This window comes from Shewanella oncorhynchi (genome assembly GCF_030848765.1).
GTDB lineage: Bacteria > Pseudomonadota > Gammaproteobacteria > Enterobacterales > Shewanellaceae > Shewanella > Shewanella oncorhynchi.
The window spans coordinates 2,339,093-2,365,809 of the sequence record NZ_CP132914.1; the positions used below are offsets into that span (position 1 = coordinate 2,339,093).

A 26,717-nucleotide genomic window follows, 5' to 3' on the forward strand; every position below is an offset into this window, starting at 1 on the left:
CCTTTTAGCTGAACATTTTCAGTCTCAGTTATACTTGTTGCTTATCTTGATAGTGTGTATATGGAGGTTGCCGAGTGAAGTTCCCTAGTTTGATTTCGTTTATGCCGGGATTGGCGCAATTATTACAATATGAAAAGCAATGGCTTAGGGATGATGTGCGCGCAGGCTTATCCGTTGCCGCTGTGGCATTACCCGTAGCGATTGCTTATGCCCAGCTCACTGGTGTGAATGCTGCCGTGGGTTTGTATTCCTGCGTATTGCCAATGTTGGTATACGCACTATTTGGCACCTCAAAACAATTAATCGTGGGTCCAGATGCGGCGACTTGTGCTGTTATCGCCGCGGTTGTCACGCCCCTAGCTGCAGGGGATAGCATGAAGCACTGGCAGTTAGTGATGACCATGACGGCCATGACAGGCTTTTGGTGCTTGATTGCGAGTCGTTTTAGGTTGGGGGTGCTCGCCGATTTTCTATCAAAGCCGATTTTGATGGGGTTGCTTAATGGCGTTGCAATTACCATTATCGTGGGACAGTTTTCAAAAATCTTCGGTTTTACCTTCGATGAGCGTTATCTAATCGAACGCCTCAGCGGTGCGCCTTCCTACTTATCCAAAACCCATTGGCCGACATTGACTATGGGGATTGTGACGCTAGCGACTTATGCCTTAGTGAAACGGTTTCGTCCCCAATGGCCAGCTTCTATGTGCGCAATGGCGATGGCAGCTTTCCTTGTTTGGGTGTTTAACCTGACGAGCTTTGATATTAGCGTCGTCGGAGAAGTGACCTCAGGATTACCTTCATTCCAAGCGCCTGTATTTGATTTAGGTATCGCCCGTGAGCTTGTGGTACCGGCGCTTAACTTAGCCATGGTGAGCTTTGTGAGCATGATGTTGACGGCTCGAAGCTTTGCGGCAAAAAACGGTTACGATATAGATGCCGATAAAGAGTTCAGGGCGTTAGGAATAGCCAATATAGCGTCTGCCATATCTCAAGGTTTTGCGGTGAGCGGCGCGGATTCCCGCACTGCGGTTAATGATGCCAATGGTGGTAAGAGCCAGTTAGTGTCTATCATTGCGGCGGTATTGATTGGTGTTGTGGCGCTATTTTTCACTGCGCCTTTGAAGTTCATCCCCAGTGCCGCCTTAGGTGTGGTGCTGGTGATTGCCTCTATCTCGCTTATCGATTTAAAGTCACTGTGGAATCTACGAGTGCGGGATAGGTCTGCTTTTTTACTTGCCTGTATCACCTTGTTCTCTGTGTTGTTTATTGGGGTTATTCCTGGGATAACCTTGGCTGTATTACTGGGTTTATTCCAGTTCCTCGCTACTGTGATGCGGCCTACGGATCAAGTGCTTGGTTTAGATCATAAGGGCGTTATCCGTAGTGTCGATGAATCGGGTAAAGCTAAATCTGTTCCAGGAGTATTTATATATCGCTTTAATTCGCCGTTAACTTACTTTAATGCGACGTATTTTAAGCGCCGTTTATTGGAAAAGTTTATTCGGGAATCTGAGCCGGTCGATTGCATCATTATTGATGCAGTGCCTTGTTTTACCCATTTGGATTTAAGCGTGATGGCCATGTTGGCTGATTTACATCAACTGCTTAAAAAACGTGGCGTTCGTTTAGTGCTTGCGGGACGTAAACGGCAGATGCTGAGTTGGTTTGAGCAAGCGGGCATGCAGACAGGGGAAGGCGGTATTTTGATCCGGCCAGATTTGTATCTCGCCCTTAAAATGAATCAAAGCTATAAACAAGCCTTGGCTGAAGGGCAAGCACCTGTGATCCAAAAAGTTCCTGATGACTCGGTATTGTTGCACAGTCATTTGTAGTTAACTGAATGCCTTGTTTGATTAAACTGGGTCATAAAATAGCGCAGCTTAAGGTTGCGCTATTTTTTCTTAATTTGATAATTAAATCAATGGTATGACTGGCTTTTTGAAGGTATTCAGTTTTACCGTTTAGTCTTTGAGAATTCTATCTAGGGGAATAAAACCGTGAAAACCATAATAACCCATAGGGCCGAGTATCAGACTCAGTAGGCACCATAAGCACTTTTTGTTAGTGCTGAGATCCACTTTACTCTTGAAAGCCCGAAGGGCAAATAGACAATGCAATAGCACCAGGCCCCCAAGCATAATAACGATATTAATATCCATATTTTCCAACTGTCTTATCCTTGTGTTCTATCATTCACGTCCTTGAGTCTTTAGGCGTGGTTACTTTTCTTGAGAAGATTGTCTAGCTACGATTAGCTAAATTAGTTACCTAGTGGCAAATACCTTACTCGAATATTTTACCGATGGCTATAACATAAAATAAAAATAATCTTTAAATCTTATTGGTTTACACGTCTCCTAACAAGCAAATTGGAGAATGGCTAGCGTCCCAGATCACATATTTTTCCATCGCACGAATAAATATTTCACTCGAAATAAGTCGATTTAGCCAAGCGGCGACTCGCGGAAAATCATCACTAAGTGCACATTTAAGATCCACTGCGGCAAATTGGCGTACAAAAGGTACGATTGCGTAGTCGGTAAGGCGAGGTGTATCGGCGACTAAAAAGGGGTGTTGCCCTAAGCATGTTTCAAGTTGCAGGAGGAAATGACTCGCCTGCTGATAATAATAAGCTTGCGTTTGCTCAGGGTAACGGTCGGCATATTTATAGCGGTCAAGCCATGGTTTAAATTGCTGATCATTTTTCGCGATAAGCTGTGCCATTTTATCTTCAATAGCAGGATTTTGCTGACACAATAGATCTAAGGGATCTGCTTGCGTGAGTGCCCAGCGCATGATCTCAAGACTTTCGGCAATCACCTCGCCGTTTGCTAGTACTAATACTGGCACAGTACCCTTAGATGAGGCCGCTAGCATTTGTGGTGGTTTGGCTTTAAGGGTGATTTCACGGACTTCAACATTGCATTGGGCTAATAAGAGTCCCAAACGTGCTCGCATGGCATAGGGGCAACGGCGGAAGGTGTATAAGACGGCTAGAGTCATTCGGATTTCCTCTACTGTGCGGCGCCATGCGTGGAAGTTGATGCGACTAAAGCTGATGTCAGCGTGTTCATACCTGCTTATTGACGACGCGAGCATGCCAATGCGAATGTTGCGTGCCAATCATGCAATATTCAAAGGGCGCAGATGGTAACGCTTTCATACTGGGATTTCTGCTTAAATTACCATCATAGAATGATTTTTCTCACCACTGTGCGTAAAGAATTAAAGACCCTGTATTTTATCTGTGTTTATCTTGCTGTGACTCAGGTAGAATTCCGCGCTATTTTTGGGATCTGCAGCAAGGCTGCAGATGATTGATTTGTTTATGCACTGGAAATTAAGTTCCAGCCAGCAAAGAGGGTGTTATGGCTAAAGTTGTCGTATGTGCGTTATATAAATTCGTGTCGTTACCGCATTTTGAATCTATCCGAGCGCCATTGCTCGCTATGATGGAACAGGCCGAGATCAAAGGCACTCTGCTCCTCGCAAGTGAAGGGATCAATGGCACAGTTGCTGGCACTCAAGAAGCGATTGAAGCGTTATTAGTGTGGCTTAATAGCCAAAATGGCCTAGATAATATCGTTCACAAGTTATCATTTGACGATGAAATGCCGTTCTACCGCACTAAAGTCAAACTGAAAAACGAAATCGTGACTATGGGCGTTGAAGGTATTGACCCACTTAAAGTGGTTGGCACCTATGTGAAGCCTCAAGATTGGAATGCGCTGATTTCTGATCCGGACGTGATTTTAGTCGACACCCGTAACGACTATGAAGTGCAAATCGGCACTTTCAAAAATGCCATTAATCCTGTGACTGAAACCTTCAGAGAATTCCCTGAATATGTGAAGCAGAATCTTGATCCTGCTAAACATAAGAAGGTCGCCATGTTCTGTACTGGCGGTATTCGCTGTGAGAAATCAACTGCTTATTTAAAAGAGCAAGGCTTTGACGAGGTCTATCATCTCGAAGGTGGTATTCTTAAATATCTCGAAGAAGTGAAAGAGGAAGAAAGCCTGTGGGAAGGCGAGTGCTTCGTATTCGATAACCGCGTTGCAGTGAACCATGACTTGAAGAAAGGCCAATACGATCAATGTAATGCTTGTCGTATGCCAATCACCGAAGCTGAAAAACAGAGCCCTGCCTATGTGCAAGGTGTCAGTTGCCCACATTGTATCGATAAAATTTCTGACGAGCAGCGTAAACGTTTCGTTGAGCGTGAGCGCCAAGTTAATCTGGCAAAAGCCCGTAACGAAGCGCATATCGGTAGCGATGTAAATCAAGTGATTGAAGCGCGCCGTGAGAAAAAAGAAGCGCAGCGTCGACTCGCCGCCGAGAAAAATAACGCGAAAAAATCGCAAGCGCTTTAACTTTATATGCCATTAGATGAGTAGTGAGTTAGTCATGAGTTCGCACTGAGCTCATTTCGTACTTAGGCAGCTCGCACTCTGGCCCGACTCGTTCGGGCCATTTTTTTATGCCGATTTTAGTTTTAGCGTGAATGTGCTTTTAGGCCATTATTTAACTCATTATTTATCATAGCGCTATGCCGAAAACCTTAAATTTATGATAACTTTCAGTCGCTAGTGTTAAAAATGTTAGTATTAACAACGCTAGCATTTAAAAAAGTCGAGTGCTATAACGCGAAAGGAGCGATTCAGTGCAAGGTAGGCAAAGCGCATGAGCATTTGGAAAGAGCTATACGATATTTTCGATAAGGAACGCAGTCGCTGGCAGCAATCAAGCGCCAGTAAGCAGGCGATTGCCTTTGAGTTAAAAGCCAATTTGGGTTTTCTGGCCGATGCCTTAAGCAGCGGTTTATCGCAAAGCGCGATCGCCAGCGGTTTAGAATGCAGTATTTTTGAGGCAAAACTGAAAGAGGGCGCTGCACTCACTGCGTTAAATAACCGTAAAGTGACACTGAAATTTATTGGTGAATTTGCCGAATTTAATAAATATGTCGGTAAAGAGAACGACGCTTTAGTCGAGAATGCTTACGCTAGAATTAAATCACTGCAGAAGTTAGTCGCGGCTGAGTCCAATAAAAATCATGATCTTAAGATTAAATCCCTGTTTCGCTTTTTAGTCTTTTTAGTGGCGCACCTTGAGGAGCAGCCATTGAGTCGCACATCAGCGAAAAAAGCCTAAGGCTGATGAGTGGCATTGGCTAGCTTGTTATTTGAGAGACAAAAAAGGCGCCTGTGGCGCCTTTTCTATGTTTGCGAGCGTCATTGCTCAGTGTTTATAGCAAAGTCTTTAAAAGGCGTGTTCAAGAGCGATCTTTAGACTCACTCTTTAAAAGCCGCCATTGAGTTTAGCCCCTAGGTGGCTCAGTTTTACTTATCTGCTTTATTGGGTTCTGAGTCCGCTGAACTTGGCTTGTTTGAAGCCGCATCGGCATCATTGTCTGCTGCCGAAGGCTTGGCAGTATCTGACTTTATCTGCTTATCTTTACCATGTTGACCGAACTGCGGCAGTTTGAACTTAGCACTGTACTTCAACGCAGCAAGATTGCTGGCGATGACACCGACGATCAAAATAATAATGATCCAGACTTCTAAGGTCGACATACTCAGCTCCTGTTTCGAATTGACTCGCGCACACCTAACGGGCGATTAATCAACCGCTAAACGTTGCTCACATTTACGAATGTCTTCTGGCGTATCCACTTCAATAGAATCAAAGGCGCTAATGGCGATTTTGATTTTATGGCCGTACTCTAATGCACGTAATTGCTCGAGTTTTTCCAGATCTTCTAGACGACCTAATGGTAGGGCGGCGAAGGCCTGTACGAATTTGCGTGTATAAGCATACACACCTAAGTGCTTATAAACGGGGTAATCTTGAGTATCGCGGCCAAAAGGAATACGCGAACGAGAGAAATACAAGGCGTAGTTGTTGTTATCGAACACCATCTTCACATGCATAGGATCGTCAAGCTCGGCTTTATTGACGATTTCAAAGCCTAAGGTGGCCATTTCAAACTCACCAGGGTGACGCTCGAAGAGGCTGATGACTTGCTCGATAGAGGTTGGGTCAATAAGAGGTTGATCACCCTGTAGGTTGATCACTAAGTCGTCATCTTTCAGGCCCAGTTGGTTTATTGCATCATTGATACGATCTGTACCCGAGGCTGCATCTGGGCTGGTCATGACTACTTTGCCGCCAAAACCTTCAACGGCCGCTTTAATGCGATCATCATCGGTAGCGACGTAAATATTGGTGAGGCCTTTGGCTAACGACGCGCGTTCATACACGTGTTGGATCATTGGCTTGCCGTTAATCGGGGCTAAGGGTTTGCCCGGGAAGCGGCTTGAACCGTAACGAGCCGGGATTAACAGAGTCACATTCATCAAATTATCCTACTTTTATCAAAGATATACAGTGTAGATATACAATGCATATAGACAAAAGGGCTCACAATTGAGCCCTTTTAACATGTGTTAGAGCTTAGATGCGACGGAACAGCGCAGTCAACATTTCATCTGTGACTTTCTCTTCCCAACCCGCGCCGTAAACGTTAGCCCATAGTGGACCCATGCTCTTAGTCACGGCAACCATTTTCGCTATGGTTTCGTCTGGCAGATCTTTACAGATGTTCTTCGGCAGCGTGATGTTATGTTTCTTCATCATCAGACGGAACTCTTCAACGCCTTCTGGATAGAATTCTTCTAACACATCAAAGGCGATACAGTTGCCGATACCGTGGTGGTAGCCGAGGATATAAGACAGACCGTAAGAAACCGCGTGACAGGCACCCACTTGGCTGTAAGCGATACTCATACCGCCCATGAAAGACGCCATCATTAGCTTGTCGTCTTTTTCTACGTGGTCGTCTAAGTACACTTGGCGACATAAATCCATGGCTTTTTCAGCGTAGGATTTAGAGAACTCGTTTAAGAAGGTACCTTGTAAAGATTCAACACAGTGGATATAGCAATCCATACCTGTGTAGAACCATTGGTCCGTTTCCACGCCTTCGATTAACTCAGAATCCATGATGATTTGATCGAATACTGTGTAATCTGAGTTCAAACCTAGCTTACGCACTGGACCACATAACACTGCGGTGCGTGACGCTTCTGCACCAGTACCAGAAATCGTTGGGATACCAATGTGGTGTACCGCTGGGTTCTTGATTAAGTCCCAACCTTGGTACATGGCAGAGCCACCTGGGTTTGTCAGCATCAGCGATACCGCTTTAGCCACGTCCATGGTTGAACCGCCACCTAAACCGACGACGCTCACTGGCAGTTTGCTATTGAAAGCTTGAACTTGTTCAGTCAGGGCATCGATTTGAATTGTGCTTGGCTCTTCATCAACGTTAACCCAAATCACCATGTCTTGTGCTTTAGCTGGAATGCGGCCCTCAAGGGCTTTGCCTTGATGCACGTCATCGACTAAAAACACCACGAAGTCGTCGGCGGTTTTACGTTCTGCAGCTAACACTTCATCCAGTTGGACGAATGAGCCACGGCCGAAGATCATTTTTTCAACTACTTTAAAATTCTTAAAACTCATTGCAACAAACTCCCGTAGAATTATTGGGCAAATGCTTTCTTGATGTTTTCGATACGCTCGGCGATCTGAGCATCGGTCCAAGACAACTTGATGAGCATAGAAATCGTGCGGCTCATAATGGCATCGGATTTAGGCACAGAAACTTGAGTATAGTCAGGTCTGTCGGCGATTAATGTGATTGGCAACGCAGCAGATGCCTTAAGCTCCTGAATGTGTTTCCAGTTTTTCAAATAATGCCAGTTGTTTACATACCAGTAGAAGCAGCCATCAACGCCGTTTTCAGCCAGTTTTTTGCTGATTTCTTGCGTGCGCGCTTCGGTTGGCAACATAAAGGTTAAGAAGCCAGCCGAGTCGCCTTCTGGATCTGGGATTTGGCGGAAGGTGACTTCTGGAATCGCGGCCATTGCATCTTTAATGGTCTTTTTGTTTTTACGTTGAATATCGATAATGGTATCGAGTTTACGTAACTGCGCTAACCCTAAGGCGGCATTCATTTCCGAAATACGGAAGTTCAAGCCAATGATAGGGTGTGACTCTGCGCCGCGGTCTTTACCAATATGGTCATGGCCGTGATCTGAGAACATGTGCGCATTGTTGTAGATTTCTGTGTTGTTAGTGATCACAGCGCCACCTTCACCACAGGTGATGGTTTTGACTGAATCGAATGAGTAACAACCCACATCACCGATAGTACCTAACGCTTGGCCCTTGTAGCTACCACCAATGGCTTGGCAAGCATCTTCTAAAATCAGTAAGTTATGTTTTTTACAGACAGCTTTGATCTCGTCCATCTTCGCCATAGAACCGCACATGTGCACTAAGTTAATCGCTTTAGTGCGTGGGGTAATCGCGGCTTCGATACCTTCTGGAGATAAACACAATGTCTCATCGATTTCGGCAAAAATCGGAATAGCGCCTGCCATAAAAATCGCTTCAACTGAGGCTACAAAGGTAAAAGGTGGCACGATAACTTCATCGCCAGCACCAATGCCTGCAGCCATCATGGCCGTTTGCAGCGCAGCAGTACCGCTTGATAAAAGGTGAGCATGCTTCACGTTCATCTTCTCGCACAGTAGTTGCTCCATATCGCGCGTCTTCCAGCGATCATTACGCATATGGTCGAAGTTGTAACGGAAGGTAAAACCGTTTTCCATAACGTCAGCGACTTCCTGCTTCTCTTCAGGACCAAATAATTCAAAACCGGGCATGGAAGGTATCTCCTTAGAATTTGTGGCGCATAGGTCGCCTGCAATTAACTGGCGGATTATAACTGGCGTAATAGACCCTTGCGATGTTTTATTGCTGAAAATTGTCATGGAAAAAGAAAAACCTGCACAGTGGCAGGTTTTATCTGAGCATTGATGACACTCAGCGGGGTGTTGAAAGCCTACATTCAGGCCGTTAGCGTGGATTGGCTAAACCATGTTCACGGTCAACCGTGACATCTAAATCTGTCAGTAAACCGTTATCAATGCCGTAAATCCAGCCGTGTACCGCCACTTCTTGGCCGCGATCCCAAGCTTCTTGCACTATGGTTGAACTGGTGACATTGGCAACCTGCTCAATCACATTTAGCTCGCACAGGCGATCAAAACGTTTGGCTTCGTCCATCAGTTGTAATTCTTCCTGATAAATACGATAGATATCACGTAAATGCCCGAGCCAGTTATCGATGAGTCCTAAGCGTTGCTGACCCATGGCCGCGCGCACACCACCACAACCGTAGTGACCCACCACCATAATATGCTTCACCTTGAGCACATCGACGGCGTATTGCAGTACAGATAAGCAGTTAAGATCGGTATGGATCACCATGTTGGCGATATTACGGTGAACAAAGACTTCACCGGGCATAAGATCAATGATTTGGTTTGAGGGTACGCGACTATCTGAGCAGCCAATCCACAGGTATTCAGGATGTTGCTGTTTCGCTAATTGTTCAAAAAAATCAGGATTTTCTTGGCGTATACGTCCGGCCCAGCGGCGGTTATTGTCGAATAAAGGTTTGAGTAGTTTCATTTTAACCTATTGTTTTATTGACATATAAAATGTCTTCTCATGCTCTAATTCATGCAAGCAGCACATTTTTAGCAAGAGTATACCAGCAAATTTGGCTCTGCTGGTCTATCCAATTAAGGTTTGAATCAGGATATTGAAAAATCGAGATTATTTTTTCTTAATAGTACTGCAAATGGATAAGCCCTCTCTGAGGGTTCAAGCACCATTTGATGGTGTGTTTGTTGTTCATATCGCGCTTAATGCTGAGTGGAAACCTTGTCCGCCACAGATTAAGGCGGACAAGGATGATGCAGTATGGGTTAGAACTTACTGATCACTTTCACACTGTCGTTTACTTCGCTGACGTCAACAAATCCGATCATATTGGGATTGGCGGCAATCAATGCGAGCATTTCAGCGCTGGAGTCGACGACTTTGGGCGGTTGACCTTGGCCTGAAAAGACCAGTTTTGACCAATAGGCTTTTAACTGACTCTCGGTTTTATTAAGGATCTGTTTAACAAAGGCATCACGTGCGGGCGTGCCTTCAGGTTGATCGAGTGCGACGACAGTGCCACCACTGGGGAAAGACTTGAGTTTGCCTAAATAGATCCGTGAAATATCCGCAGCGCTAATTTCTGACGTATTAGAAGGGTGCACCACGACGGCAATTTCGGCTTGAACACAGGCACTGCCAAGTAGAAGCGCACTGGCGACTAAGGTTTTTATCATCAACCGAGAACTTATTAATAGTTTCATGCTTAACTCCTTAAAAAACTAAGTCTATTGCCATACTCAGCAACTGTTCATCGGAGGACGGTTTGTCGTTACTGTAGTTGGTGTACTCTAGTTTCAGTGCGGCAGAAGGATGGAAATCCCAGCGGGTGCCTATGATGTAGTAGGCGCTGTCTTCCTGTTGTGCTTCAAGCGCTGCTTGTGTACCAAAAACAAGCGGTGCGAGTGCAGCTTGGTTTGCCGGTGGCAGACTATTGTAAACAGGTAACATAGCGTCATAGGCATCATATTGGGGCTCACCTTTATCAATACCGTAGGTTAAGTGGAAGGTGAAATCATGATAGCGGATCCCGCCGGAAACAAAGGCTGAATCTTGAATATTAAAGCTACTGGGATCGACATCAATTCGCGTGTATTCGGCCAAAATAAACCATTTTTCAGCATCATATTTAACGTTAGCGCCAATGAGTAACGCGCTGTCATTAATCGGTAAAAGATCATCAACCACTTGCTGAGTAAAGAGTCCGGTTTGAGAAATTGCATTGCCTAAGCCAAGCAGTGCGGGTAATTCGTAGGAGAAATCGGTAACTATGCCAATATTTAAACCGTACTCAAACCCATAGGTTACAAAGTTAAAGTTCATTATGTGGCCCTCGGCGGAGAAGGGCGCAGGAGGTGTTGATGAACCCGTAGGTGAGTAGTCAGAAACTGAAGTGGTAATGTATTTATAGGTCAAACCTACTTCGGTATCGCCCCATAAATCGGCATAAACTAAGCCTACACCTTCACCTGAATTAAATGGCAGTGAATAAACTCCGCGGGGCGGAGTGATCCAATGATAGGCATAGCCTACATCAATATAATCGGAGTATTTATAGAGATTAAAACGTTGGCGACCCGCCATAAGCATAAGTTTGTCGCTGATGTCATAGGAGATATAAGCCCATTCGAATTCAGCGCTATAATCGTTACTGCCTCTGGATAGCACTTGTGCAGTAGCTCTTAAGCCACTACCAAGATCGGCGGTAAATTGTAAGGCAACTTTGGAATCATTATTAAAATCGAGTTCTTTGTCGTAACCATAATAGCTTTTATCGTCACTTAGACTTGAGCCCGCGACAATAGAGGCAAATCCATTTATTTGAACATCGGCATAAAGAGACGGTATATAAAGTGTGCTGAATACGCAGAGGGCAACTGTACTTTTTCTCATGGCAGAATACCTTGTTGAGGGAATACAGTATAAAGGTAGTTGATAATTAGTAGATTTCACCTTTGTGCAACATTTTTTAAGCCGCTTGGAACAAAAACAAGGTCTTTACTTGTTAATAGAGGTTTCACAGGTGAGTTTAATGAAACGAGGCGTGCTCAATAACAGACTTTAATAAAGTAAAGCCTAATGTATTTATCCATAAAATAGGAATTAAGTATGGGTGAGCAATATTGATATAAGCACATATTGATAACATGTGCTAAGTAGAAATACTCATCTTCAAGATGCGAGTTTTCGCACCTTGAAGCGTAGATTTAGCGATTGATTAATAATGTTTAGCCAGAAAATCGGCTAAATGTTGGTTAATAAATTCCGCTTGTTCGAGAGTTGATATGTGTCCTGCCGCAGGAATATGCACAAGTTGGCTGCCGTCAATGGCATCACTCATCAGGTAACTTTCCAATACGCTGCGGGCCTTATCTTCCACGCCAGCCATGATGAGGCAGGGCAGCGTCAATTGCTCGGCGTATTCCATGGTATCGCGACGACCAAAAATCATTCGTCCAAGTTTAACTATCGTGGGGATTTGCTCCGCTGTGATACTGGCAAGTGACTGTTCAAAGCCCGTAACCAGTTCGGGAGTGTTATTCGCGGCATCATTGGCGAAGAATAAAGGGGAAATTGCACTGATCAGTGGCGCAGGGATCGCCTTAGCGGCGGTAATCATATCCAGCATGCCATCATATTTCGCACGGGTGACTTCGGGTTCGAAACCGATAAAACTGTTGAGCATAACGAGGGTTTTAACTCTTGTTGGTGCTTTCAGCACCAATTCTGCGCCCCACATAGCACCGACAGATTGTCCGACAACACTAAAGTGAGTTATCTCAAGAGCATCCATTAGCTCAAGCATTTGATCGGCAATATCGAGTAGCGTTTTGCAGTTATTGGGCAGTAAATCTGACTGACCATGGCCCCAAAGTTCAGGCACTATGCAGCGATACTGGGCGCTTAAGGTGGCAATTTGAGGCGCCCACATAGCGCTATCCCATAAATAACTGTGCCCAAACAACAATACAGGGCCTGAGCCGACATCAAGGTAACTTAATTTTCGATCGGCAATAACAAGCTGCTGACGGTGTGAAGAAAAATCCATAAAACCTACTTTATCAAATATATCACTGTGTTAAACCGCATTTTGGGGCCAATTTTGACGATATAGCGCTATGCTTAACCTGTGTTGACTGATCTTGGCGAGTATTTCGTGATTAGGGCTGAGCGATACGCAGCACGTATTCATCTATTAGATTGTCTAATCGGGCGAGTACTGCATCTTTTAGCAACATATCACTGTTTTCTAACAGGATTGCCAGTTCGGCACGATCGAATTGTGGCAACAATAACTGCGCTACAGGGAAATAGCTGATATGCCAAGGTTCAGGACTTACCGCACTTTGTCCCTGCTGAAACGGGAAGTAAAAGCCAAAATCATGGGCATTTTCTACCAGCCAAGCATGCAATTTAGCGCAGGGACCATCCTGAACATATTCAGCTTCAACAAGGCGCAGGGTTTTAACATCAATTTGAGCCGCATCGAACACATCGAGATCGGTACCCCAATGGTGGCGTGAAGCGCCAGGCAACGCCGACCAGAGCAAAATCAAGTCAACTATGGCATCGTCACTTAAGCCCTGAATATTGACCGGTAACTCATTGGCATCCAATACCGCGCGTTTACCACTAGCCTTGGCATTCCAAATTGCCATTTGCCGTTCAAAGGGACGATGAGCCGAGCAAATCGCGAGTTTTATGCCCGCATCTTCAGCTTTTGCCGCCATAGACTTAAAGGCGATAGCTGTGTTCTCCTCTAACCCAAAGCTATGATAACTAAGGTGATACGGGCTTAAATAATCCACCAATTCAGGGGAGCTTAAGCCGTAAAGCTTTGCGGTTTCGGGACGGATCTTCAGATGTGCTAACACAGTAATTGTTCCAAAATGACTTCATAACACAGGGCTAACTGCTCAAGGTCGTCCACTTTAACGCATTCATTCACTTTATGAATGGTGGCGTTGACAGGGCCAAGCTCTAACACTTTGGCGCCCGTTGGCGCGATAAAGCGACCGTCTGATGTGCCGCCTGTGGTTTGCGGATCGGTTTCATAACCTGTGACTTGGCGAATCGCGATACGGGTTGCATCTAATAACGGGCCATCACCGGTTAAAAATGGTAGGCCATTGAAAATCCAGCTGATATCGTAGTCTAGCTGATATGTTTTCAATAGAGTTTCAACTCGCTCAATCAAGATTTCGGCGGTCACTTCGGTGGAGTAACGGAAGTTAAACATCACTTCCAGTGCGCCAGGGATCACATTTGATGCACCTGTGCCGCCATTAATATTGGCGATTTGGAAGCTGGTGGGCGGAAAGAACTCATTGCCATTATCCCAGTGCATTTGACTTAGCTCGGCCAAAAAAGGCGCGGCTTTGTGGATTGGATTATCGGCAAGGTGTGGATAGGCCACGTGGCCTTGAATGCCTTTCACGGTTAAGTTGCCGGTTAAACTGCCGCGGCGACCATTTTTGACCACATCGCCCAGCTTTAGGGTTGATGAGGGTTCGCCGACTAATGCCCAAGTGATCTTCTCGTTGCGCGCTTCTAAGGTATCAATGACTCGCGTCGTGCCGTTGATGAATGGACCTTCTTCATCGCTGGTGATCAAAAAGGCGATAGAGCCATGATGATCGGGATGTTTAGCCACAAAGCGTTCGGTGGCAATCACCATAGCAGCGAGTGAGCCTTTCATGTCCGCTGCGCCGCGGCCATATAAGTAGCCATCAATGATGGTGGGCACAAACGGCGGCGTGTGCCAACGGCTCACATCACCCGTTGGCACAACATCTGTGTGGCCGGCAAAACAAAAAACCGGACCTTCATTGCCACGGCGAGCCCACATATTGGTGGTGTCTTCAAATACCATAGGTTCGATATTAAAGCCGATGGCGCTGAGTCTTTCAGCCATTAAGGTTTGACAGCCTTCATCAAGCGGCGTCACCGAAGGGCGGGCGATCAGCGCTTTTGTCAGTTCTGTAACGGGATAATTGTCGGCAAGCATCATACTGAGAATACTCTTTTATAGGCGGCTTCATCAAAACCAATCAGCACTTGTTCACCGACGACTAAGACGGGGCGTTTGATCAGTGTCGGTTGCGTCAGCATAAGTTGAATGGCTTTGGTTTGATCGATATCGGTTTTATCTGCGTCACTGAGCGCACGAAAGCTCGTGCTGCGCTTATTGAATACGGTTTCCCAGCCTGAGGTGTTACACCAGAATTCGAGGTCTTCTTGACGTAGGCCGTCATCTCTAAAATCATGGAAATGAACTGGAAGTTGATGATTTTCAATCCATTTACGTGCTTTACGCACTGTATCGCAATTCTTAATACCGTAGAGGGTCAAAATGATGCTCCAGTGTGGATGGACGCTTGGCTTGCAAGCATTGATTTTACTGGCATTGTGGCATTGTGCGTCGCATGTCACAAGTGGGATGTGCTACTGAGCTTGTGTTACGAAAATCGGATCTTACTTTGGCGACCTGTGCCTCATCGAATGACAATCTAAGTGATGGTAGAAGTTGTAGTTTAAATGTTCCTGATTTACTGGCATTAAATTCTCGCATGATTTTCACCAATACTAGGGTGATTATTTTCATCCAATTTCTGTTATTGAACACCGCGCCCCGATTTTGCCATGTTTAAAGCAGATTAATGTACTAGAGTTATGTAGCCGTTATTCGCAGGGAACGTGATGCTTAGCGTGAGAATGGTCGAAATAGATTCTCTCAAGCCTGTGTATCGGTGCAGTTTGGCGAATTCAAATACCGTGTATAGGCTTGGTTTTCAAAAACTTAAAAGGCTGGCTCATGATGGTGAGTCAGCCTTTTATTATTCAGAAAACAATCGATAAACGATTGATTCGAAATGGTTAAATTAGAGCTGTACCGTAAAGATCACGTCTTTGCCTGCGGTGACACTGCCTTGTGCTTTGTCGAGGTATTTGACATCTTCCATGTTTGCCAAAACGACAGGAGTGAGTAGGCTGTCGACTTGATCTTTAAGGTAATCAATATCGAATGACAGGATCGGATCGCCGACTTTCACTTCTTGACCTTCCTGGGCCAAACGTTTAAACCCTTTGCCTCTCAGCTCGACTGTACCTACACCAAAGTGAACAAATAGCTCTAAACCTTGGGGAGACTCAATACTGAACGCATGATTTGTCTCAAAAATTTTACCTATAGTGCCGTCGATAGGCGCCAGAATTAATTCGCCTTTGGGGGCGATAGCGATGCCATCACCGACAATCTTTTCAGCAAAAACCACGTCGGGGACTTTTTCAATGGCGACGATATCCCCGGAAACGGGGGCATATACCATGATACCGCCAGCTAATTGAGTCTGGCCCGATACCAAGCGCCTTATTCGGCTTAAAAATCCCATAATCTAGAGCCTCTTTTGCTTGTTTTTGTCATTGTTTTTGTTCTGTAATGCAGCATAACGAATAAATGTCTCTATTTATAGCTTGTTATACACTGCTGTAAGCTTGCAATTCTATCTTGTTGTAATGCTGTGTGCGCTAATGCCGAAAATTGTGTGATGCTGCCTTGGCAAATGGCAGCTTTCACTTCTAAGAGTGAGCTTAAGTTAACACTGAGTTCGTCCAACCCCATGCCGATTAACAGTGGCGCAATTTGCGGTGAACTGGCGAGTTCACCGCACAGAGAAACTTTAACATTAGCGGCCTTAGCTTGGGTTATTGTCATGTTAATTAAGGCTAAAATGGCAGGCGAAAGGGACGGATAGTCACGGGTAAGCTGCGGGTTTGTCCTATCGGCTGCCATTGCATATTGGGTTAAATCGTTGGTGCCAATGCTGACAAAATCGAGTCTTGGCAGCATAGCGTTGAGGTTGAATACCGCAGCAGGGGTTTCGACAACGATACCGTAGCTAAGTTCGCCATAGCCTTTTTCTTCTTCTTCCAAGGCATCTTGGCACTGGGCAATGAGTGCAAACACCTCGTCCAATTCTTCGACTTGATTGACCATAGGGAACATCAAACGGATCGGGCCATGGTTAGCGGCACGCAGAATGGCCCTCAATTGGGTTTTAAATAATTCTGGGTGCGCCAAGGTGTAGCGAATGCCGCGAAGACCCAAGGCAGGATTATCTTCAATTTCTTGGCATAAACAGGGGAGTTCTTTGTCTGCACCTATATCTAAGGTGCGGATGGTAAAGGTTTTACCGCCTAGGGCGTGCAATGCATCGCAATATAAGCTGTATTGGGCTTTTTCATCGGGCAGGGTGGCGACGTTCATCAACATAAATTCGGTGCGAAACAAACCTATTCCATCGGCGCCGACATCGCTGACATGAGTGATGTCGTTGAGATTACCCACGTTTGCCATGAGTCCCACGGTATGACCGTCTTGGGTTTGCGCTGGGACATCCTTGTAAGTTTGAAGTGCTGCGCGCCTTGCTTGTTCATGGTGAAAGGTGACTGTGAGTCTTGCCTGTTGGTCTGGATTGGGATTGACACAAAGTTCACCCGCGAGTGCATCGAGCACTAAGGGCGTGCCGTTGGGAATAGAGTCTGCGTCGAACTGACAACTTAAGATGGCTGGAATGCCGGCTGCTCTGGCTAAAATGGCCGTATGGCTCGTTAAACCGCCCGTTTTCAGTACAATACCGCAGAGGTTTTCCCGCGGCAGTAAGGCAAATTCGGCGGGGGTCAAATCCTGCGCTAATAAGATAGTGGGCCTATCGAGTTTTTCGAGCCCTTGAGCTAAATGGCCGTTTATCGCCGCAACGACTCTTTGGCCTAAACAGCGCACATCTTGGGCTCTATTGGCTAAATAGGGATCATCTAAGGATTGTAACTCATTGGCCTGATGGGCAAAAATACGTTCCACCGCCACACTTGCCGACAATTGTAAGGTGCGAATGGCATCGTTCACTTGCTCGATTAATTCATCGTCTTCTAATAACAATAAGTCGGCTTCGATCAACTGATAATTTTCGGAGTCACTATCGAGTGCAGCTTGGCTGTGGGTCAGTTGTGCCTGTAGTTCTTGCAAGGCTTTGGCAAATTTACCCTGTTGTTGAGGGATTTTAGACAGGGGAATAGGGCGATAATCGAGGTGGTGTTCGGTGTGGTGCAGGTGAAGAGCCTGTCCAAAGGCAATTCCCGATGACACTATAATCCCCGTTATTGACATATCCCTTCCTAAATTAACCACTGAACTGAGTGTCCGTTAGCGATAGCGAGTCTAGTTGAGTGACGCTAAGCTTGTAAAGCATTAGTATGTCAAGACGGTCGAGACGAGTTTTTTGCGTGTCGGCTAAACCTGCAGATAAATGCACTTTAGCGTAAGAAAAGGCCTAGCTTAGAGTTATGAGCAGCTCAGAGACTTTCTCAACCGCGGCCTGTGCCTGTTCACCTTCGGCAAACACTCTTACCGTGACGCCAGAATATAAGCCTAAGGTTTGTAGCTTAAACAGACTCTTAGCACTGGCTTGCTTACCATTACATTCGACCATGACATCACAGTCAAAGGTTTTGGCTTCTTTAACCAGTAAGGCTGCTGGGCGGGTATGAATGCCATGTTTGGCGGTAATGGTGACTGTTTTTTCGTACATAGTAGATGAGCTCATATTTAAAGGGGTATTACACTTCGTCTTTCGATTCTATGATGTGATAGCCTTGTTTTTTCAAGGCGGCGATGGCACTTTTGAGGCGATTATTTTTTACTAAAATGTAATCGGTATCAAAGGTCGAAATCGCAAAAATACTGATTTGTTCGTCCGCTAAGGTGCCAGACACTTTAGATAAAATGCCTGTCATCGAAAATCCCAGTGGCCCGAGTACTTCAAAGCAACACCAGCCCGGTTCTTGCTCTAGGCTGTCGAGTTCCATTTCACTGGAAACGACTAAAGATAAACCTTCTTGGGTCTTACCAATGAAATACATGTCCTGTGCAAAAACCTCACTGGGCAATACGGCATTCGGGCTAAAGCTATGAATTGTGTACTGTTCAGGGTGAACGGCTAAGGTCATTCGCATGGCAGTGTCTCGGTTGGATTTTTAAGGCTAAAGCATACCGCATATCAAACGTTAGCGTGACAGAGAATTTGTGGTTAATGGGATTTTGTCGTTGAAATTTATTATTGGTGAGATAGCGGTTAACAAGCGTTACCAGAAGGTTTACCCAAAGAAAAGGGCGCCCTATGGCGCCCCAATCGACAAGTCATGCCGTTCTCATACACTTTAGTTAGATTTTAAACTGGCCTAAGGTGCGGGACATGTCTTGGCTAATGTCTTGCAGTGACTGAGCTGCATGGCTATTACTTTCGTTAGCTTTTACTGAGACTTCGGTTAATTCCGAAATATTACAAATATTTCGATTAATTTCTTCGGTCACCAATGATTGCTCTTCAGTGGCGCTGGCTAATTGTGTGTTCATGTCACTGATATGGGCAATCAATTGCAGAATCGCCGCCATGGCTTTACCCGCTTCGTGGGCTTGGGCCTGCAGCTCATCGGATTGCCGTTGAGTTTGATTGTTGCTCTTCATCACTGAGCCTACACCGGATTGGATCTCGCTAATGATTTTTTGGATCTCATTGGTCGAGTCTTGGGTGCGAGTAGCAAGGGCGCGGACTTCATCGGCAACCACGGCAAAACCACGGCCGTGGGTCCCAGCTCGAGCAGCTTCAATGGCGGCATTGAGGGCGAGCAAGTTGGTCTGCTCGGCAATGCTGCGGATCACATCGAGAATGCTACCGATTTGCTGTGAGGCGACGCCTAGCTTTTGGGTGATGACTTCAGAGGCTTTTAATTCTGCCACCAGTTTTTCTGTGTTGCTGACGGTGTTGTCGATCACGACTTGGCTTTGCTGCGCTTGTTCTTTTACGCTGTTCGCCGCATCGGCCGCTTGCTGGGTGTTGCTCGCCATTTCATGGGTGGTCGACAGCATTTGATTGACGGCTGTGGCGACGCTGCCAGTTTCTCTGTGGATATGTTCAGCACTCTGATTGGACTCTTCAACTGCAATCAAAAGCTGTTTTGCATCTTTATCTAATGCTTGGCCTAAAGGTTGTAAATGGCCGACCATGTCGCCAATTTTTTGGGCGAACATGTTGAAGGCGCGGGCGAGATGGGCAATCTCATCTTTACCTTGAGCATTAATGCGCTGACTTAAGTCGCCTTCGCCTTGGGCAATATCTTCAAGGGCATCAATAGCATCATTTAATGGTGAGGTGATGGAATGGTTAAGCACAAGGAAGAAGGCAAAAATCGGCACTGAAATCAAAAACATGATAATCAGGTAATCAATAATGACTGACTTTAAGCTCGCTTTGACATCGCTAAGATAAGCGCCTGTTATGACTGTCCAACCCCATTGTGGGTAGTAACGGGCTTCTGCGAGCTTATCTTCGATGGCACGTGTCATAGGATCGGCGATAGGGTATTCGAGGGTCGTTTTCGATTTAGCACGCGCTAATGGCAGCATAGTGGCTAAGGGATTTGTGCCATTAGGTAACTTGAAGGTTAATGCTGAGGTGCCAATAAGATTTGCGCTATCCCCGTGGGCGAGGATTTGATTATTATCATCAATAACAATGAAGTAGCCTGAACCTGAATAGCGAGTTTGATTGATTAAATCCGCGGCGATTTGTTTAGCTTCTGCTTCGCTAAACTTACCTTTGAGCGCATCCTGACGGTGCACATCTATCACGCTTAACATGCTGGCGAGCTGACCGTCTATCTGCAACCATTTCTGCTCAATTAAATTACTGTACTGCTCTTTAATTGAAAAACTGGCAAAACACACAGTCCCTATCGCGGCCATAAGGAGCATCATCATTAAGCGTTGCAAAATGGTAAACCGGCGCAAAAACGTGATCATTTGGATTCCTTAAGGGCTTATTATTGTGCATCAATATACCTGCGAATCAATCTCAATTGAATCGTCTGTGACATAAATTAAGTAAAAGCCGTTATAAAATATGAGTTTCTTTGATCTAAAGCAGGGAATAGTGATAGGGAACTTTAATCTGTTGCATTATGGGGCATGTTCTTATTAAGTTAGGCCGTTTTATAAGTCGCTTTATGTTGAAGGTTTTATCTGATCTATTAAATATCAATAAGTTAGCATTATGTTAATTTTGCCATCTTGCTATATTAGGCTAATCAATTGTTTTAATTTTGATTTTTTACGCTTTTACGCGCAAGATTAATTCATTATTCAGTTTGAGAATCGATTATGACCACAAATACTATCGTAACGTCGGATGATATTTTACTGAAGTTATGCCACTCAGTCGCCCACGTCCTTTCTAGCACCAGTGCCAGCAATGTTACCCATGCGGGTATGGTACAAAGTATTGCGCGTACTCGTCTTAAACCTGATCTCGGTTGTTTCTCGATTTTCGACGGTGGTTTTTCAGGGCTGGTTGTGATCAACTTTTCCGCGTCGGCGGCGATTGAAATCTACCGTCGCTACATGCTGAACATGGGGATGCCTGAATCTGAGCTCGCGTTTTCGCACACGTCAGATGAAGTGGGTAACGTGATGGGCGAACTGATGAACCAAATTCTAGGGGATTTTATTAATAAAATTTCTAAAGAATTGCAAACGTCAATCAGCCAAAGCCAGCCAAAAATGTTGACGATTAATAAAGAGTTAACCATATCAATCGACGCTAACTTAGACGATGCGGTTGCCCGTAGAGTGTCGTTTAGGACTGAGAATAACCATATTTTCTACCTCGAGTTTGCCATGGACAAAACCGAATTCATTCGCTTAGATGAATTTGTCTACGATGAAGAATTCGATCCCGATAGTCTGTTAGAGCAGCACAGTTCGATTGGGGGAAATAACGACTCAAATTCGAATGTTTCGCCTTGGGTTAAGATGGCCGATAAACCCGCCATTGCGACTCGTGCCATTGATAATGAAGCCGATGATTTGCTCGATCAGCTCGGCATTTAAGCAGAGTCTCTAATGTAAGACGGATGTTAACGCATTCGTCTATACAAGTGGGTGGAACTGTTTTAGTATCGACGCAAAATAATAACTAAGGTTAAATCCTCTTTATGGCATCGAAAGCGACCTCGATTGATATTGCTTATCGTGCTGGCGTATCCCAGTCAACGGTTTCCCGTGCCCTTAGAAACAGCCCGTTAGTCAATTTAGAAACTCGCCAACGTATTCAAACCATTGCCAAAGAGTTGAATTATAAGGTCGATAAAAATGCCAGCAATCTTCGCACCCAAAATAGCCATACCTTAGCGCTGTTATTGTGTGAAGACCCCACCAACGATGACTCGTTAATCAATCCTTTTTTCCTGTCTATGCTTGGCTCCATTACCCGAGCAACGGCGCAGCAAGGTTATGATTTACTCGTTTCTTTTCAGCAATTGTCCAGCGATTGGCACGCCGATTATGAAGACAGTAATAAAGCTGACGGTATTATCCTGCTTGGTTACGGCGACTACATGGACTACGAGCAAAAGCTGGAGCGATTGCTCGCGCAGAATACTCACTTTGTGATCTGGGGCGCTGAGCATAACAATAAGTCAGTACTTTCCATTGGTTGTGATAATCATCAAGGCGGCTTGATTGCAACAGAGCACTTGATTTCCCTTGGTCGTAAAGCTTTTGCCTTTTTAGGCGATGCCTCAAGCCACAGCCCCGAGTTTAGGGACAGATATTTAGGCCATGTGAAGGCGCTGCAAATGGCGAATATTGCTGTCGATCGCACTAAGCAAGTGTCGGCCATTAGCACTGAAAGTGCTGGCTACGATGCGGCTATGGCATTGATGGCCAAAGGCGCACAGTTTGATGCTATTTTTGCTGCTAGCGATCTGATTGCCATTGGTGCTATTCGTGCGCTGAAAGAGAAGGGCATTTCAGTCCCAGAACAAGTTGCAGTGGTGGGATATGATGATATTCCGGTGGCGAGTTTTGCCAATCCGCCATTAACGACCATTAAGCAGAATACCCAATTAGCTGGTGAAATTTTAGTCGACAGTGTACTCAAACTTATCCGCGGACAAGAGGTGAGTGCGCAGCTTATTCCGACGACCTTAGTGGTTCGCAGTTCCTGCTGCATTGATAGTGCGCCGCTTAAGCCGTTATAGATGGGCCGTTATTGCTAGGAGCTTGCTGTTTTTTGCTGGCAAGTCGTTGAGCACTTAATTTGCTTATTCAAACATCGCCGATAATCCTTGGATTTATCGGCTTTTTGCTTTTTGGGATCACTTAACCGCATATTGACGTAAAAACTTCGGCACATCTGCTTTGGTTTTCTTGGCGATTTTTTGCAGTAACTCGAAGGTGGGAGCATTGAGACCAAACTCTTGCTGAAGGTCTGCCAGCATTGCCAGCCACAAATGGCCAGTCATTTCGGCATCGGCTAAGGCGCGGTGAAAGGTGCCATCGGTTGGTAACTGTTTATAGCGCACTAAAGTACCTAACTGATGATTGGGTGCCGCTTGATATAAACGTCTCGCCACCAGCAAGGAGCAACCAAATTGCCCTCGATAGCGATGGCGAATTTGAGCAAATTCCGCGTCTAAAAAGCGCTGATCAAATGCCGCATTGTGGGCGACTAAGTTATGATCGGCGATAAAGTCGGCAAAACGCGCCATCACTTCATTGCAGGGCGCTGCATCCCTGAGCATTTGATTGCTGATCCCTGTGTAGTCCTCAATAAAACGACTTATTCTAAATCCTGGGTTCATCAACTCTGAAAATCTTTGGGTGATCACGCCGTTTTCAATCAGCACAGCTCCGATTTCAATCGCGCGGTCCCCTTGATTGGGCGATAGCCCCGTGGTTTCAAAGTCGAGCACGACCAAAGTGTTAGCTGCAGATGTAGGCATAGATCTTACATGGACTCTATAAATGATGTGTCAGCATTGTCGTCTTTGACAGCGCAACGCTTTTAGATAAGCCGATTGTAATTCAATACGTTAGTAAATTCACTATCACATTAACGCTGATAAAAGACTTAATGCTTTGTTGATCCGGTCGAGCTTTCTTGGTTTCGCTTCCTGTTAGCATTTACCTCTATGAATAACAGTTTGGTTTGTGAGCAACCCATGCAACTCGATATTAATGGCTTAACGCCCGCGCAATTTTTAGCAGAATATTGGCAGAAAAAACCTTTGGTTATCCGCCAAGGATTCAAACATTTTCAAGATTTAATCTCGCCCGAAGAGTTAGCTGGGTTAGCCATGGATGAGCTGGTGGAATCTCGGCGAGTGTACCAACAGGCAGGGCAATGGCAGGCTGAATTTGGCCCTTTTGATTCCTACGATCATCTCGGTGAACGGGATTGGACTTTGATCGTGCAAGCCTTGAACAACTGGGTGCCCGATGCAGAAGTCCTGATCCAATGTTTTGATTTTATTCCGCGCTGGCGTTTAGATGATGTGATGGTGAGTTTTGCCACTCCTGGCGGTGGCGTGGGGCCACATATCGATCTGTATGATGTGTTTATTTGCCAAGGTTCGGGACGTCGCCGTTGGCGCGTGGGCGATCTGGGGCCGCACAAAGAGTTTGCCGCCCATCCCGCTTTGCTGCACACAGAAGCCTTTGAACCGATTATCGATACTGAGTTGTTGCCCGGCGACATCCTTTATATTCCCCCTGGATTCCCCCATGACGGCATAACCTTAGAACAGTCTTTAAGTTTTTCAGTAGGTTATCGTACAGCTTCCGCCAAAGATATGGTAAGTGCTTTGGCCGATCATCTGTCTGAGCAAGATTTAGGCACACAGCAGATTGAAGATCCAGACCGCGAGCAGACAACGCGCAGTGGTTGTGTTGATAATCGTGATTTAGCGCGGTTACGTACGCAACTGACTAATATGTTAACCGATGAACTGGTGAGCGAGTTTTCGGGCCGCTATTTAACTCAATCTAAATGCGCCCTCGATTTACCCGATGAGCCGTTGGACATCACACAAGACGAAGTGCTCGCATGGCTCGATGAGCAACCGCTTATTCGCCTCGGCGGACTGCGTTGTTTGTATTTTGATATCAATGTGGGACAAGGCGTTGTGTATATTAATGGTGATAAGTATCTGCTTTCAGCCGAATTGGCCGAGGTGATCCCACTACTATGTGATAGCAATCAGTTAGATAAAACCGCCTTAGCCCCCTGGTTAGCCGATGCCGATTTGCTTACGCAGCTGACTGAGTGGGTGAACCTCGGTTACTGGTACTTTGAAGACCTGAGTGATGAAGAGTGTTAAGGCTGAGATAATAGGCAAAGCATAATGGATGTTGATACCATTTTAGCGCTAACGCCGATGGATTTTAGTGTTAAGTCGGTTTTGCAATCGTTGGATTATAGTGTTGGATACATTCTAGTGTTAGTTGAGATTTAAAACAGAATAATGTTGAAAGCCGCATCTATGTTTAGGGCAAGCTCATGATTGCCCTTGCTTATCTTTTTAAGATCGCGAAGACTTGCAAGTCTGCTTTAATGCTTTAGTCATATCTCTACTGCGTTCATTGTCTTATCATTTTCAATGTTAAACATTGGTTTTTAAAATTATTTTACCAAGCGAGATGAGTTTTGCTGGCACAGTCTTAGTGAGATGGGTTTAGGCTGATAAGCCTATTCTGATTAATGTCGTCAGGAGTGGAGTGAGCTTAACTGAATAACCAATGCTTAGAGTATTAATGCGATTCGCAGATGGTCATTTAGCCACTGGATCTGCTGATTATGTCACTATGGGCAATTGTGCCCATTGGGTGGTGTAACGAGGGGAGAGCTGTTCACGTTTTATCCCCCAAGTTGGGTCAATACCTTGTCCTGCAAACCAAATTTTTCCGTGGCCGCTGTGGTTTACTTTATCGAGTAACTGCATCAGCTCCTTGCTTTTAGGCCTAGGCGTGACGTCATCGAATAATCCGAGCTGAAACACGCCTGCACCAAAAAAATCCCCTAAAATGACACCAGCCTTTGCATAGGCATGACCTTCACGCCAAATGCGTTGCAGTAGGCTTTGGCCAAGGGTGACAAAATCCCGCGTATCATTGCTGGGGCGAACTAAACTGCCCGACAGCGATTTGCTGTACTGGGGAGTCACACCACTAAAAGGACTAGTACGCACAAATACCGACATCGCTTTAGCGTACTGGCGCTCGGAGCGCAGTTTTTCACAGGCCCTAAAAGTGTATTCATTGATTGCCTGTTGCATCGCTTCCAGGTTATCAATACGACTACCAAAGGAGCGGGAGCTGATAATTTGTTGCTTAGTGACGGCGATCTCTTGTATGTCATCACAGGCAATGCCGTTAAGCTCGCGTACCGTGCGCTCAACGGTGACCGAAAAGGTATCGCGGATAAGTTTGGGATGCGCATCCGCCAATTGCAGCGTGGTATTTATGCCCATGATGTTCAAGCGTTTCGTAAGCCTACGGCCTATTCCCCAGACTTCCTCGACAGGGATAAGCGCCATGAGTCGTCGTTGGCGTTCTCGGTCGCGCAAATCAACCACGCCCCGGGTTGCTGGATAACGCTTAGCAGCATAGTTTGCCAGTTTGACGAGGGTCTTTGTCGGCCCAATGCTAACGCAAACACTGATCCCTGTCCATTGCGGTATTCGCTGATAAATATCTAATGCAAGCTGATGAATATCGGTGCATTTATCGATGCGTGATAGATCTAAAAACGCTTCATCAATACTATACACTTCTACTTTAGGCACCATTTGCTCTAAGGTGGTCATCACTCTGTTTGGCATGTTGGCATAGAGTTCATACAGTTGGCTAATAATTCCTGCTAAAAATAGACGAGTAAGTGATCATCCTTTCTGCTACATAGGTTGCTGGCGTCTAACACCTGAAAAATCACCAAGCTCAATTTGCTGTCTATTTTTTAGTAGGGATTCATCCATATGTCTAATTTTGTAATCAATTTGATCGCTAAGGAATTAATAATTTGAATACCGAGGAAGACTGACAGACAAATTGCCTAGGGACAATCTTCACTCGACACAAACAGGTTCAAGTGACTCAGTAATCACATGTCATCTGCCTGTTGCTTCCTAGCTCACTTTTGGACAAAAGCGCGGAAGATCTATTACTCACAATCGTCTAGTTCACATTACGATAAGTATGGCGAAGGTCAAAAAACGTAGAAATTGCTGAGGTCAATTCTAACTAGATG

Annotated in this window: 27 protein-coding genes; 7 read left to right on the plus strand and 20 right to left on the minus strand. The window is 45.4% G+C overall.

Translation table 11 applies throughout. From position 1 onward, the window contains the following. The first annotated feature begins 74 nt into the window (after window positions 1–74). Window positions 75–1,832: a SulP family inorganic anion transporter gene (locus RA178_RS10610; protein WP_105252613.1), complete on the plus strand. Its 1,758-nt coding sequence runs from the start codon at window positions 75–77 to the stop codon at window positions 1,830–1,832. Between the two features lie 129 nt (window positions 1,833–1,961). Here the strand turns inward: RA178_RS10610 and RA178_RS10615 are convergent, their stop codons facing one another. Both RA178_RS10615 and RA178_RS10620 read right to left on the minus strand, forming a co-directional pair. Then, entirely contained in the window at window positions 1,962–2,159 is a 198-nt protein-coding gene (locus RA178_RS10615) for a hypothetical protein (protein ID WP_028760072.1), read from the minus strand. A 187-nt stretch (window positions 2,160–2,346) separates the two neighbouring features. Beyond that, entirely contained in the window at window positions 2,347–3,003 is a 657-nt protein-coding gene (locus RA178_RS10620) for a glutathione S-transferase (RefSeq protein WP_306685318.1), read from the minus strand. Window positions 3,004–3,147: 144 nt separating this feature from the next. On the opposite strand from RA178_RS10620, the gene RA178_RS10625 reads away from it, so the two are divergent. The 3 genes from RA178_RS10625 (at window position 3,148) to RA178_RS10635 (ending at window position 5,151) form a co-directional block, all read left to right on the plus strand. Further along, on the plus strand, window positions 3,148–3,321 hold the full coding sequence (locus tag RA178_RS10625; protein ID WP_173496656.1) for a hypothetical protein: 174 nt from the start codon (window positions 3,148–3,150) through the stop codon (window positions 3,319–3,321). 47 nt (window positions 3,322–3,368) lie between these two features. Next, entirely contained in the window at window positions 3,369–4,373 is a 1,005-nt protein-coding gene (gene trhO / locus RA178_RS10630) for an oxygen-dependent tRNA uridine(34) hydroxylase TrhO (RefSeq protein WP_219233652.1), read from the plus strand. Between the two features lie 310 nt (window positions 4,374–4,683). Beyond that, window positions 4,684–5,151, plus strand: coding sequence for a hypothetical protein (locus RA178_RS10635; RefSeq protein ID WP_212601078.1), 468 nt, complete (start codon window positions 4,684–4,686; stop codon window positions 5,149–5,151). Between the two features lie 188 nt (window positions 5,152–5,339). Here RA178_RS10635 and RA178_RS10640 read toward each other — a convergent pair whose 3' ends face one another. The 16 genes from RA178_RS10640 to RA178_RS10715 form a co-directional block, all read right to left on the minus strand. After that, window positions 5,340–5,573 (minus strand): DUF2897 family protein, encoded by a 234-nt coding sequence (locus RA178_RS10640; protein WP_263145817.1) that lies wholly within the window; start codon window positions 5,571–5,573, stop codon window positions 5,340–5,342. A 45-nt stretch (window positions 5,574–5,618) separates the two neighbouring features. Continuing rightward, window positions 5,619–6,356: an 8-amino-3,8-dideoxy-manno-octulosonate cytidylyltransferase KdsB gene (kdsB, locus tag RA178_RS10645; RefSeq protein WP_012197229.1), complete on the minus strand. Its 738-nt coding sequence runs from the start codon at window positions 6,354–6,356 to the stop codon at window positions 5,619–5,621. Window positions 6,357–6,453: 97 nt separating this feature from the next. Next, window positions 6,454–7,524, minus strand: coding sequence for a 3-deoxy-alpha-D-manno-octulosonate 8-oxidase KdnB (gene kdnB / locus RA178_RS10650; RefSeq protein ID WP_113939602.1), 1,071 nt, complete (start codon window positions 7,522–7,524; stop codon window positions 6,454–6,456). Window positions 7,525–7,544: 20 nt separating this feature from the next. After that, a complete protein-coding gene (kdnA, locus tag RA178_RS10655; RefSeq protein ID WP_028760065.1) occupies window positions 7,545–8,732 on the minus strand; it encodes an 8-amino-3,8-dideoxy-alpha-D-manno-octulosonate transaminase KdnA in 1,188 nt (395 codons plus the stop codon). Window positions 8,733–8,925: 193 nt separating this feature from the next. Beyond that, window positions 8,926–9,543, minus strand: a complete 618-nt coding sequence (gene can, locus RA178_RS10660) for a carbonate dehydratase (protein ID WP_306685319.1) — start codon at window positions 9,541–9,543, stop codon at window positions 8,926–8,928. A gap of 299 nt (window positions 9,544–9,842) precedes the next feature. Then, entirely contained in the window at window positions 9,843–10,280 is a 438-nt protein-coding gene (locus RA178_RS10665; protein ID WP_028760063.1) for a type 2 periplasmic-binding domain-containing protein, read from the minus strand. Window positions 10,281–10,290: 10 nt separating this feature from the next. After that, window positions 10,291–11,469, minus strand: coding sequence for a porin (locus RA178_RS10670; RefSeq protein WP_306685320.1), 1,179 nt, complete (start codon window positions 11,467–11,469; stop codon window positions 10,291–10,293). A gap of 325 nt (window positions 11,470–11,794) precedes the next feature. Next, the gene (locus RA178_RS10675; protein ID WP_028760061.1) at window positions 11,795–12,625 is read right to left on the minus strand and encodes an alpha/beta fold hydrolase; all 831 of its coding nucleotides are present in this window, start codon (window positions 12,623–12,625) and stop codon (window positions 11,795–11,797) included. 112 nt (window positions 12,626–12,737) lie between these two features. Next, on the minus strand, window positions 12,738–13,451 hold the full coding sequence (locus RA178_RS10680) for a M15 family metallopeptidase (protein ID WP_306685321.1): 714 nt from the start codon (window positions 13,449–13,451) through the stop codon (window positions 12,738–12,740). Next, window positions 13,445–14,584 carry a succinyl-diaminopimelate desuccinylase gene (dapE, locus tag RA178_RS10685; RefSeq protein WP_306685407.1) on the minus strand — a complete coding sequence of 380 codons (1,140 nt, stop codon included), beginning with the start codon at window positions 14,582–14,584 and terminating at the stop codon, window positions 13,445–13,447. The genes RA178_RS10680 and dapE overlap by 7 nt, the downstream gene beginning before the upstream one ends. Then, window positions 14,584–14,928 (minus strand): ArsC family reductase, encoded by a 345-nt coding sequence (locus RA178_RS10690; RefSeq protein WP_105252601.1) that lies wholly within the window; start codon window positions 14,926–14,928, stop codon window positions 14,584–14,586. Before RA178_RS10690 ends, dapE begins: the two co-directional genes overlap by 1 nt. 530 nt (window positions 14,929–15,458) lie before the next feature. After that, the gene (gene crr / locus RA178_RS10695) at window positions 15,459–15,968 is read right to left on the minus strand and encodes a PTS glucose transporter subunit IIA (RefSeq protein ID WP_006081821.1); all 510 of its coding nucleotides are present in this window, start codon (window positions 15,966–15,968) and stop codon (window positions 15,459–15,461) included. A gap of 71 nt (window positions 15,969–16,039) precedes the next feature. Next, on the minus strand, window positions 16,040–17,743 hold the full coding sequence (gene ptsP, locus RA178_RS10700) for a phosphoenolpyruvate--protein phosphotransferase (RefSeq protein ID WP_198573285.1): 1,704 nt from the start codon (window positions 17,741–17,743) through the stop codon (window positions 16,040–16,042). A 163-nt stretch (window positions 17,744–17,906) separates the two neighbouring features. Beyond that, entirely contained in the window at window positions 17,907–18,164 is a 258-nt protein-coding gene (locus RA178_RS10705) for an HPr family phosphocarrier protein (protein WP_028760055.1), read from the minus strand. Window positions 18,165–18,192: 28 nt separating this feature from the next. Next, the gene (locus RA178_RS10710) at window positions 18,193–18,588 is read right to left on the minus strand and encodes an ACT domain-containing protein (protein ID WP_028760054.1); all 396 of its coding nucleotides are present in this window, start codon (window positions 18,586–18,588) and stop codon (window positions 18,193–18,195) included. A 208-nt stretch (window positions 18,589–18,796) separates the two neighbouring features. Beyond that, window positions 18,797–20,434 (minus strand): methyl-accepting chemotaxis protein, encoded by a 1,638-nt coding sequence (locus RA178_RS10715; RefSeq protein WP_306685322.1) that lies wholly within the window; start codon window positions 20,432–20,434, stop codon window positions 18,797–18,799. Between the two features lie 357 nt (window positions 20,435–20,791). On the opposite strand from RA178_RS10715, the gene RA178_RS10720 reads away from it, so the two are divergent. Together RA178_RS10720 and RA178_RS10725 are read left to right on the plus strand one after the other, a co-directional pair. Further along, complete coding sequence (locus RA178_RS10720; protein WP_131524467.1) at window positions 20,792–21,520, plus strand: DUF3334 family protein; 729 nt, start codon at window positions 20,792–20,794, stop codon at window positions 21,518–21,520. Between the two features lie 104 nt (window positions 21,521–21,624). Next, a complete protein-coding gene (locus RA178_RS10725; RefSeq protein ID WP_306685323.1) occupies window positions 21,625–22,671 on the plus strand; it encodes a LacI family DNA-binding transcriptional regulator in 1,047 nt (348 codons plus the stop codon). Window positions 22,672–22,788: 117 nt separating this feature from the next. Here RA178_RS10725 and RA178_RS10730 read toward each other — a convergent pair whose 3' ends face one another. Continuing rightward, window positions 22,789–23,415, minus strand: a complete 627-nt coding sequence (locus RA178_RS10730; RefSeq protein WP_306685324.1) for a 3'-5' exonuclease — start codon at window positions 23,413–23,415, stop codon at window positions 22,789–22,791. Between the two features lie 219 nt (window positions 23,416–23,634). Between RA178_RS10730 and RA178_RS10735 the strand changes: the two genes are divergently transcribed. After that, window positions 23,635–24,792 carry a ribosomal protein uL16 3-hydroxylase gene (locus tag RA178_RS10735; RefSeq protein WP_131524491.1) on the plus strand — a complete coding sequence of 386 codons (1,158 nt, stop codon included), beginning with the start codon at window positions 23,635–23,637 and terminating at the stop codon, window positions 24,790–24,792. Window positions 24,793–25,266: 474 nt separating this feature from the next. Here the strand turns inward: RA178_RS10735 and umuC are convergent, their stop codons facing one another. Further along, complete coding sequence (gene umuC / locus RA178_RS10740; protein ID WP_371135017.1) at window positions 25,267–26,325, minus strand: translesion error-prone DNA polymerase V subunit UmuC; 1,059 nt, start codon at window positions 26,323–26,325, stop codon at window positions 25,267–25,269. Between the last annotated feature and the right edge of the window lie 392 nt (window positions 26,326–26,717).